Consider the following 9,738-nt stretch of genomic DNA (forward strand, 5'->3'; position numbering starts at 1 on the left):
GAAGGCACGCGGGACGTGCCGGGGCTCAGCCGAGCTTGTGCATCCAGCCGTGGGTGTCGGCCGCGGCGCCGGTCTGGATGTCCAGGAGTGCCCCGCGGAGCCTCATGGTCACCTCGCCGGGCTCGCCGTCGCCCACGGTCCAGTCGGCGCGGGCGGACTTCACGGAGCCGACCGGGGTGATCACGGCGGCGGTGCCGCAGGCGAAGACCTCGGTGAGGGTGCCGTCGGCGTTGGCGTTCTTCCAGTCCTCGACGGAGATGCGGCCCTCGGAGACCTCGTAGCCGAGGTCGTCGGCGATCTTCAGCAGCGAGGCGCGGGTGATGCCCGGGAGCAGCGAGCCGGTCAGCTCGGGCGTGACGATCCTCGGCTTCCGGCCGGCCTCGCCCCCGTACACGAAGTACAGGTTCATGCCGCCCATCTCCTCGATCCAGCGGCGCTCGATCGCGTCCAGCCAGACCACCTGGTCGCAGCCCTTCTCGGCGGCCTGCGCCTGGGCGACGAGGGAGGCGGCGTAGTTGCCGCCGGCCTTCGCGGCGCCCGTGCCGCCGGGGGCGGCGCGCACGTACTCCTCGGAGAGCCAGACGGAGACCGGCTTCACGCCGCCGGGGAAGTAGGCGCCGGCGGGCGAGGCGATGACGACGAAGAGGTACTCGTTGGACGGGCGCACGCCCAGCCCGACCTCGGTCGCGAACAGGAAGGGGCGCAGGTACAGCGACGCCTCGCCGGAGCCGGGCACCCACGCCTTGTCCTGGCGGACGAGCGCGTCGCACGCCTCGATGAAGGTCTCGACGGGCAGCTCGGGCATGGCCAGGCGGCGCGCGGACGCCTGGAAGCGCTTGGCGTTCTCGTCCGGGCGGAAGGTGGCGACCGTGCCGTCGGGCTGGCGGTACGCCTTGATGCCTTCGAAGATCGTCTGCGCGTAGTGCAGCGTCATGTTCGCCGGGTCGATCGACAGCGGCGCGTACGGAACGAGCTGGGCGTCGTGCCAGCCGCGGCCCTCGGTCCACTTGATGGTGACCATGTGGTCGGTGAAGTGACGGCCGAAACCGGGGCTGGTGAGGATGCGCTCGCGCTCCGCGTCGGACAGCGGGTGCGAGGAGGGCTTGAGCTCGATCGTGGGCGTCGTCATGGATGCGTGTCCTTCACATTTGTGTGTGGCGGACCGCGCTCGCTCCGTCCTGGTGGCGTCAGGACGTCCGAGCTTCCTCTCTTGCCGCGGCCCCACGTTCGATTATCGCTCGTGTGGGGCCGGGGACGGAAACGTGTGCGCGGCCTGGGTCGATGGTCGCACCCGACCGCGCGGTAGCACAGCGGCGGGGCTCAGTCGGTTACTACGGCTACCCGGGATACGAGCGCGTCGCCGATCTCGTCCGTCGTGCGGAACGAGCCGTCGCGTGCCACGAGGTCCGCCTCGACCGCGGCCTCGACGCGGGCCGCCTCGGTCTCGTGGCCGAGGTGGCGCAGCAGCAGCGCGACGGAGAGGACGGTGGCCGTGGGGTCGGCCTTTCCGGTGCCCGCGATGTCCGGGGCGGAGCCGTGGACCGGCTCGAACATCGAGGGGAAGGCGCCGCTCGGGTTGATGTTGCCCGAGGCGGCGAGCCCGATGCCGCCGGTGATGGCGGCGGCGAGGTCGGTGAGGATGTCGCCGAAGAGGTTGTCGGTGACGATGACGTCGAACCGCTCGGGCTGGGTGACGAAGAAGATCGTCGCGGCGTCGACGTGCAGGTAGTCGGTGGTGACCTCGGGGTACTCGCGGCCGACGCGGTCGAAGATGTTCTTCCACAGGTGGCCGGCGTGGACGAGGACGTTGTTCTTGTGGACGAGGGTCAGCTTCTTGCGCGGGCGGGCCTGGGCGCGCTCGTAGGCGTCGCGCACCACGCGCTCCACGCCGTAGGCGGTGTTGAGGCTGACCTCGGTGGCGACCTCGGCGGGGGTTCCGGTCCGCAGGGTGCCGCCGTTGCCGACGTACGGGCCCTCGGTGCCCTCGCGGACGACGACGAAGTCGATGGCGGGGCGGCCGGCCAGCGGGGAGGCCGTGCCGGGGAGGAGCCGTGAGGGGCGCAGGTTCACGTAGTGGTCGAAGGCGAACCGCAGCTTGAGGAGCAGCCCGCGCTCCAGGACGCCGGACGGCACGGAGGGGTCGCCGATCGCGCCGAGCAGGATCGCGTCGTGGTCCTGGAGGAGGTTCAGCTCGGTGTCCGGGAGGGTCTCGCCGGTGGCGTGCCAGCGGCGGGCGCCGAGATCGTACTCCCGGGTCTCCAGCTTGACGTCCGAAGGGAGGGCGGCGGTGAGGATCTTGAGGCCCTGGGCCACGACCTCCGGGCCGATACCGTCACCGGGGATCACTGCGAGGCGAATGCTGCGAGACATAACCGGGACCGTACTCCCCCGTCCCGCTGGATGACACGTTCGGTCCACCATGCGGACACATTGCGAGCCGGCAAGGTCACGTTCACCCAAAATCGGTGTCGGAGCCGCAAATTCCTGGCACGTTCACGACATGGACACACCACGGGTAGGTATCCCCGAGCACCTGGCCGTCCGCATGACGATGGCGGAGCAGCACGACTACCTCCGGACCGTGGCGAGGCCGACCCGCCGCGGCATGCTCCGGGCGGGCGCCGCAACCGCCGGGGCCGTCACGGGCGCGGGCCTGCTGGGCGGCGGCACCGCCGCGTACGCCCAGCCGCTCTCCCCGACCCTGCTGACCCCGGCCGCCACCACGAAGGTGGACGGCGGCCTCGTCGCCCCCTTCGGCCGCCACCTCGCCTTCGGGGCCGACCCGAAGACCGAGATGCGGATCTCCTGGCAGGTGCCGTTCGCGGTCCGGCGCCCCTTCGTGCGGGTGGGCCTGAAGCCCTGGGACCTCAGCCAGCGGATCGAGGCCGAGGTGCGGCACCTGCACACCCCGGCGCTGCCGAAGAAGCTGCCGGCCGTCGACCAGTTCTACCTGCACACCGCGCTGGACAACCTCCGCCCCGGCAGGACGTATTACTACGGCGTCGGCCACGACGGCTACGACCCGACCGACCCGCGCCACTTCTCCACCATCGGCACCTTCCGCACCGCCCCGGCGCATCCGGAGAAGTTCGTCTTCACCGCCTTCGGCGACCAGGGCGTCAGCTACGACGCACTCGCCAACGACCAGCTGATCCTGGGCCAGAACCCGGCCTTCCACCTCCACGCGGGCGACATCTGCTACGCCGACGACAGCGGCGCCGGCAAGCCGTCGGACGTCTACGACGCGCGGGTGTGGGACCAGTTCCTCGCCCAGACCGAGTCGGTGGCGAAGTCGGTGCCCTGGATGGTGACGACCGGCAACCACGACATGGAGGCGTGGTACTCCCCCACCGGCTACGGCGGCCAGAGCGCCCGCTGGACGCTGCCGCGCAACGGCGTCGACCCGCGGCACGCGCCGGGCGTCTACTCCTTCGTCTACGGCAACGTCGGCGTCGTCGCGCTCGACGGCAACGACATCTCGTACGAGATCACCGCCAACTCCGGCTACACGCACGGCAAGCAGACCGCCTGGCTCGACCGGCGCCTGCGGGAGCTGCGGGGCCGGCGCGACATCGACTTCCTCGTGGTCTTCTTCCACCACTGCGCCTTCTCGACGACCAAGGGCCACGCGTCGGACGGCGCGGTGCGCCAGGCATGGGTGCCGCTCTTCGAGAAGCACCAGGTCGACCTGGTCATCAACGGCCACAACCACGTCTACGAGCGGACGGACGCGATCCGGGGAACGCACGTGTCCCGGAAGGTGCCGATCGGCGCGACCGTGGACTCCGCCCGCGACGGCATCGTGTACGTCACCGCCGGCGGGGCCGGGAAGTCGCTGTACGACTTCCCCGTGCCGGACAGCTACGAAGGCCACGTCAGAGACCTGGACAGCGTCGACAGCTACCACTGGGGCAAGGGCCGGGTGAAGGAGCGGGAGACGGTGGAGTGGTCGCGCGTGCGCTACACCGGGTTCTCCTTCCTCGCCGTCGAGGCCGAGCCGGCCGCACCCGGCGGCCGGCCGCGGCTGCGGGTGACCGCGCTGGCCGAGAGCGGGCGCCGGATCGACCACTTCGACGTCGTCCGCCCGCGCCGGTATGCGGCACGGCACCCCCGGCCGGCGGTCCGGGTCAGTGCCCGGTGACGCCGCCGTTGTCGCGGCGGTCCAGCGCCCGCTGGAGCGCGGCGGCGGCGTTCACCCGGTCGGTCTCGCGGTCGACGGCGCGGTCGACGGTGCCGGTCCCGCGGGCGGCGCGGCGGATCCTGCGAACGGCGGTTTCGGCCATGGGAGTCACATCTCCTCCTGCGTGCGCTGCTTCCATGAGCTGCTCCGGTGAGCTGCTCCGAGTCGTGCTGAACCCCGGGACGTCGGTACGGGAGCCGGAAGAGGGGCGGGAGCCGGGGTGCCGCAGGGATCACCTGCGCGAGGGCACCGGGCCGCGGCCGCCGGTCGCTCGATGGAGCGGGACGTTCGGCTTCCTCCACGCTAGGACAGCCGCGCGACGCTGTCTGCACAATTACTCGGTCTTCCTACTATCTGAGACGGGCGCGTGCCGGCGCCCGTCCGGGGCCGCCCCGCGCATGGGTGAGAGTGGTGCCATGAACGGCCCGTACACCCTCGAATCCCGGCAGGCGCGATGACCATCCTGATCGGAGCGGAAGAGGTCCTCACCCGCTCCATACCCGTCGTCGCCGGCGCCCTGGGCGTCGGCGGCGTCGCCGTCGCGGCCGTCCCCGCCCGGGTCGCGGCGCGCCCCGCGCTGTGGCGCCGGTGGCGTACGTGGGCGGCGGGGGCGGCGCTCTTCCTCGGCGCGCTGTGCCTGGGCGTCATCGGCGCGATGGTGCTGGCCGTGGTGCTGGGGCTGATCGCGACGGGCGAGTACGCGCGCCTGGCCCGCCTGGGGCGGGGCGAGCGGGCGGTGCTGGGCACGGCGGCGGTACTGCTTCCGCCGATGGCGTTCCTGGCGTACGGGGTGCCGGCGCCGCGCGCCTTCGACCTGCGGTTCCTCGCCGTGCTGCTCGTCGCCGGCGTGCTGCCCGCGGTGCTCTCCGGCGACAGCGCCCGGGGCGGCGAGCGGGCGGCGCGCACGGTTCTGGGACTGGTGTGGATCCCGGTCGCGCTGAGCGGACTGGTGGTGCTGCACGGCACCGCGGTCGCGGTGGGCGTCGCGGTGGCGTTCGGCGAGGTGTGCGCCTGGTGCGGGGGCCGGTTCCTGTCGCGCCTGGGCGGCGGCCTGGCCCGGCCACTGTCGGCCCACGCCCCCGACCGGACGTGGGCGGCCGTCCTGGCCGCGGGCATCGGCGTGGCCTCGGGTCTTGAGGTGGCCGGCTGCTTCACGGTCACCCTGTGGGCCGCGGTGCTGGGCGGCTGCGTCGTGGGCGGTCCGCTCGTGTCCCTGCTCAGGCGCGAGGCCGGTGTCGAGGACACACGCACCTGGCTGCCGGGCGTCGGCGGCCTCCTCGACCGCACCGGATCGCTGCTGGTGGCGCTGTCACTGGCGATGGTGGTGATCCTGTGACGGCGTGGCGGCCGGAGGGCGCGCCGCCGCGCCGGGCCGTGACAGGGGCGTGACGAAACCGCCATCCGGGCGTCGCCGGGCGGCACCTAGGGTGATCACCGCGGCGATTGCCGCGATCTTGTTCGACCACGCCTCGCGTGCGTCGTCCAGATGTCATCCCGTACCACCACCGGAGGACGATTCCGTGCGTCGTATATCCCTCGCGCTCACGACGGCCGCGCTGATCGGCGGCGCGGCCCTGGCCGCCCCCGCCCAGGCGGCCACCCCCGCCGCCGCGCCGCAGCGCGTGGCCGCCGCCGCCAAGCCGTGCAACGCCGACAACGCGGCCATCTACACCGACGGCACCCGGCTGCGCACCAAGGCGAGCACGTCCGGCTCCGTCAAGGGCCAGCTCTACTTCGGTGACCCGATCCGCATCCTCGGCAAGTCCGGCAAGTGGGACTACGTCCAGCTGAAGGCCAAGAGCAAGGGCGGTCTGCCCAAGGGCACCCGCGGCTACGTGGCCCACGCCAACATCATCCCGCCGTACTGCGGCGGCCTGTAGGACCCGCGGCCACGGCCGGTCCGGCGGCCGGCCGTGGCCCCGGAACGCACGCCGCCCCCGGCCGGCTGGGGGGCCGGTCGGGGGCGGGGCTCATGGGAGGGGCGGATCAGCCCATGTGCGGGTAGCGGTAGTCGGTCGGCGGGACCAGCGTCTCCTTGATGGAGCGGGTCGAGGTCCAGCGCATCAGGTTGCTCGCGGCACCGGCCTTGTCGTTCGTACCCGAGGCACGGCCGCCGCCGAAGGGCTGCTGGCCGACGACGGCACCGGTCGACTTGTCGTTGATGTAGAAGTTGCCCGCGGCGAAGCGGAGCTTCTCCATCGCGTCGGCGGCCGCGTAGCGGTCCTGGGCGATGATCGAGCCGGTCAGCGCGTACGCCGAGACGGACTCCATCTGGGCCAGCATCGCGTCGAAGTCGGCGTCCTCGTAGACGTGGACGGCGAGGATCGGGCCGAAGTACTCGGTCGTGAAGACCTCGTTCGCCGGGTCGGTGCACTCGATGACCGTCGGGCGGACGAAGTAGCCGACCGAGTCGTCGTACGTGCCACCGGCGACGATCGTGCAGGTCGGGTCGGCCTTGGCACGGTCGATCGCGGCCTTGTTCTTGGCGAACGAGCGCTCGTCGATGACGGCGCCGATGAAGTTCGACAGGTCGGTGACGTCACCCATGGTGATGCCGTCGACCTCGGCCGCGAACTCCTCCTTGAGGCCGTTCTCCCACAGGGAACGCGGGACGTAGGCGCGCGAGGAGGCCGAACACTTCTGACCCTGGAACTCGAAGGAGCCGCGGGTCATGGCGGTCTTCAGGATCGCCGGGTCGGCGCTCGGGTGGGCGACGACGAAGTCCTTGCCGCCGGTCTCGCCGACCAGGCGCGGGTAGGACTTGTACTTCTCGATGTTGTTGCCGACCGTCTTCCACAGGTACTGGAAGGTCTTGGTCGAGCCGGTGAAGTGGATACCGGCCAGCTCGTGGTGGTTCAGGGCCACCTCGGAGACGGCGAGGCCGTCACCGGTCACCAGGTTGATGACGCCCTTGGGCAGACCGGCCTCCTCCAGCAGCTGCATCAGCAGCACCGCGGCGTGGGTCTGGGTCGGGGACGGCTTCCAGACGACGACGTTGCCCATGAGGGCGGGCGCGGTCGGCAGGTTGCCGGCGATGGCGGTGAAGTTGAAGGGCGTGATCGCGTAGACGAAGCCCTCCAGCGGCCGGTGGTCGCTGCGGTTCCACACACCGGTGGAGTTGGCGACCGGCTGCTCGGCGAGGATCTGGCGCGCGAAGTGCACGTTGAAGCGCCAGAAGTCGACGAGCTCGCACGGGGTGTCGATCTCGGCCTGCTGGGCGGTCTTGGACTGGCCCAGCATGGTGGAGGCGGCCAGCGTCTCGCGCCAGGGGCCGGACAGCAGCTCGGCGGCGCGCAGGATGATCGCCGCGCGGTCGTCGAAGGACATCGCGCGCCACGCCGGGGCGGCGGCCAGGGCGGCGTCGACCGCGTCCTGGGCGTCCTGGGTGGTGGCGTTGTGGAACGTGCCGAGGACGGCCGCGTGGTTGTGCGGCTGCACGACCTGGAACGGCTCGCCGCCGCCCATCCGCTTCTCACCGTTGATGGTCATCGGCAGGTCGATGGGGTTGGCCGCCAGCTCCTTGAGCTTGGCCTCGAGGCGGGCGCGCTCCGGGCTGCCGGGCGCGTAGCTGTGCACCGGCTCGTTGACCGGGGCGGGGACCTGGGTCACAGCGTCCATGGCCGTGTCTCCTTCGATCGGGGGGTCTCGGGGAGGGGGTCGGGGAGGGGGTGCTCAGCCCTTGGTGAGGATGGAGCGGGCGAAGAAGAGCAGGTTCGCGGGCTTCTCCGCCAGGCGGCGCATGAAGTAGCCGTACCAGTCGGTGCCGTACGCCGTGTAGACGCGCATCCGGTGGCCCTCGGCGGCCAGGCGCACGTGCTCCTCGCTGCGGATGCCGTACAGCATCTGGAACTCGTACTCGTCCAGTTTGCGCCCGGCCTGCCGGGCCAGTTCCTGCGAGATCGCGATGAGCCGCGGGTCGTGCGACCCGATCATCGGGTAGCCGTCGCCCGTCATCAGGGTCCTGACGATGCGGACGAACGCCTTGTCGATCTCGGCCTTGTCCTGGTACGCGACGGAGGCCGGCTCCTTGTACGCACCCTTCACGATACGCACCCGGCTGCCGGCCGCGGCCAGGCGGCGGGCGTCGTCCTCGGTGCGGAAGAGGTAGGCCTGGATGACGCAGCCGGTCTGCGGGAAGTCCTTCCGCAGCTCCTCGTGGATGGCGAACATCGAGTCCAGGGTCGTGTGGTCCTCGGCGTCCAGCGTGACCGTGGTGCCGATCGCGGCGGCGGCCTCGACGACCGGGCGGACGTTGGCGAGGGCCAGCTCGTGGCCACCCTCCAGGGCCTGGCCGAACATGGAGAGCTTGACCGACATCTCGGCCTTCGCGCCCAGGCCGAGCTCCTTCAGGCGCTCGACCAGCTCCAGATAGGCGTCGCGCGCGGCGTGCGACTGCTCGACCGTGGTGATGTCCTCGCCCACGACGTCCAGGGTGACCTCAAGGCCCTTGGCGGCCGCGTCCCGCACGATCGGGACGACCTGGTCGACGGTCTCGCCGGCGATGAAGCGGTCGACGACCTGCTTGGTGCCCGGGGCAGCCGAAACGAAGCGGCGCATTTTGTCACTGCGCGACGCGGCGAGAATCACGGGACCCAGCACGGGCACCTCCACGATGACGGCCGGCTCCCCTGCGGGAGACGGCATAAGTAACTCATCGTGAAACCTAGAGATCGCGACGGCCCGCTGCCATCGACAGCTGTCACGCATCCGTGGCCGGGATCTCAGACACATGTATGACAATGGGTTTCCGTTGGTACGCGGGCGTTCGTGAGGTACCGGTCAGGGACGCGAGAGGAAAGGAGCGCCGCCCGGATGCGAGGCGACTATCAGCAGCTCGTGGACGAGATCTCGGCGGCGCTCGGCGCGCCCGCGACCTTGGAGGACCGGGATTTCGGCCTGATCGCCTTCGGTGCCCACGGCGGTGACGACGATCTCGAACTGACCATGGATCCCGTGCGGACCCGCTCGATCCTGCAGCGCCGGTCGACGGCGGCCGTACGGGCGTGGTTCGAGGCGTTCGGCATCGCCCGGGCGCAGGCGCCGCTGCGGATCCCGCCCGATCCGGCGGCGGGGGTGTTCAAGGGCCGCATCTGTCTGCCCGTACGCCATCGGGGTGTGGTCCACGGCTATGTGTGGCTGCTGGACGACGAGCATCTGGCGGGCCTGGACCTGAGCGTGCCCTTCGCCGACCCCCGGCTGGCGCAGGCCATGGAGACGGCCGCCCGGATCGGTGCCCTGCTGGCCGCGGAGGCCCGGGCGGGTGCCGAGCTGGGCGAGCTGCTGAGGGAGCTGCTGAGCGGCCGGCCCGCCGGGCGGGACGCGGCGCGGGCCGCGCTGCGGGAGGCTCTGGGCTCCTCGGCGGACGGGCCGCTGGCGGTCGTCGCGGTGGCGCCGTGGCAGGCGGTGGGCGACTCCGACGGCCCGCCGGGCGAGGCCGAGCCGGCCTCGGCGGACGGCACCGGTTCGGCGCTCGCCTCGCAGTCGGGGGTCGCGGCGCTCTGCGCGGTGCCCGACGCCCTGCCCGACGGTTCGGCGGCGCTCCCCGCGCTGATCCGGCT

The 9,738-nt window shown here is 71.7% G+C and carries 8 protein-coding genes and 1 pseudogene; 4 read left to right on the plus strand and 5 right to left on the minus strand.

Annotated elements, in window-relative coordinates; all coding sequences use genetic code 11:
• Positions 1-25: 25 nt before the first annotated feature.
• Positions 26-1,129 (minus strand): branched-chain amino acid aminotransferase, encoded by a 1,104-nt coding sequence (locus J7E86_RS22660; protein WP_215083588.1) that lies wholly within the window; start codon positions 1,127-1,129, stop codon positions 26-28.
• Positions 1,130-1,320: 191 nt separating this feature from the next.
• On the minus strand, positions 1,321-2,370 hold the full coding sequence (locus J7E86_RS22665; protein ID WP_215083590.1) for a 3-isopropylmalate dehydrogenase: 1,050 nt from the start codon (positions 2,368-2,370) through the stop codon (positions 1,321-1,323).
• 130 nt (positions 2,371-2,500) lie between these two features.
• Between J7E86_RS22665 and J7E86_RS22670 the strand changes: the two genes are divergently transcribed.
• Entirely contained in the window at positions 2,501-4,141 is a 1,641-nt protein-coding gene (locus J7E86_RS22670) for a metallophosphoesterase family protein (protein ID WP_215083592.1), read from the plus strand.
• On the opposite strand, the gene J7E86_RS22675 is transcribed toward J7E86_RS22670, so the two are convergent.
• On the minus strand, positions 4,128-4,283 hold the full coding sequence (locus J7E86_RS22675; RefSeq protein ID WP_215083594.1) for a hypothetical protein: 156 nt from the start codon (positions 4,281-4,283) through the stop codon (positions 4,128-4,130). The two genes, J7E86_RS22670 and J7E86_RS22675, sit on opposite strands and share 14 nt — an antisense overlap.
• A gap of 351 nt (positions 4,284-4,634) precedes the next feature.
• Here J7E86_RS22675 and J7E86_RS22680 point away from each other — a divergent pair, with 351 nt between their 5' ends.
• On the plus strand, positions 4,635-5,516 hold the full coding sequence (locus tag J7E86_RS22680; RefSeq protein ID WP_215083596.1) for a phosphatidate cytidylyltransferase: 882 nt from the start codon (positions 4,635-4,637) through the stop codon (positions 5,514-5,516).
• A gap of 184 nt (positions 5,517-5,700) precedes the next feature.
• Positions 5,701-6,060, plus strand: a complete 360-nt coding sequence (locus tag J7E86_RS22685; RefSeq protein WP_215083598.1) for an SH3 domain-containing protein — start codon at positions 5,701-5,703, stop codon at positions 6,058-6,060.
• A gap of 106 nt (positions 6,061-6,166) precedes the next feature.
• Here the strand turns inward: J7E86_RS22685 and pruA are convergent, their stop codons facing one another.
• Together pruA and J7E86_RS22695 are read right to left on the minus strand one after the other, a co-directional pair.
• Positions 6,167-7,798: an L-glutamate gamma-semialdehyde dehydrogenase gene (gene pruA, locus J7E86_RS22690; protein WP_215083600.1), complete on the minus strand. Its 1,632-nt coding sequence runs from the start codon at positions 7,796-7,798 to the stop codon at positions 6,167-6,169.
• Positions 7,799-7,852: 54 nt separating this feature from the next.
• Positions 7,853-8,779 carry a proline dehydrogenase family protein gene (locus J7E86_RS22695; protein WP_215083606.1) on the minus strand — a complete coding sequence of 309 codons (927 nt, stop codon included), beginning with the start codon at positions 8,777-8,779 and terminating at the stop codon, positions 7,853-7,855.
• Positions 8,780-8,992: 213 nt separating this feature from the next.
• Between J7E86_RS22695 and J7E86_RS22700 the strand changes: the two are divergent.
• Positions 8,993-9,738 (plus strand): annotated as a pseudogene (locus J7E86_RS22700) (PucR family transcriptional regulator); the annotation flags it as partial.

The organism is Streptomyces sp. ISL-11 (genome assembly GCF_018614525.1).
Taxonomy (GTDB): domain Bacteria; phylum Actinomycetota; class Actinomycetes; order Streptomycetales; family Streptomycetaceae; genus Streptomyces.

What these genes read in the sequence shown, in the direction of transcription:
- J7E86_RS22660 (WP_215083588.1), bottom strand. Translation starts at nt 1,129, where the DNA reads ATGACGACGCCCACGATCGAGCTCAAGCCCTCCTCGCACCCGCTGTCC.
- J7E86_RS22665 (WP_215083590.1), bottom strand. Translation starts at nt 2,370, where the DNA reads ATGTCTCGCAGCATTCGCCTCGCAGTGATCCCCGGTGACGGTATCGGC.
- J7E86_RS22670 (WP_215083592.1), top strand. Translation starts at nt 2,501, where the DNA reads ATGGACACACCACGGGTAGGTATCCCCGAGCACCTGGCCGTCCGCATG.
- J7E86_RS22675 (WP_215083594.1), bottom strand. Translation starts at nt 4,283, where the DNA reads ATGGCCGAAACCGCCGTTCGCAGGATCCGCCGCGCCGCCCGCGGGACC.
- J7E86_RS22680 (WP_215083596.1), top strand. Translation starts at nt 4,635, where the DNA reads ATGACCATCCTGATCGGAGCGGAAGAGGTCCTCACCCGCTCCATACCC.
- pruA (WP_215083600.1), bottom strand. Translation starts at nt 7,798, where the DNA reads ATGGACGCTGTGACCCAGGTCCCCGCCCCGGTCAACGAGCCGGTGCAC.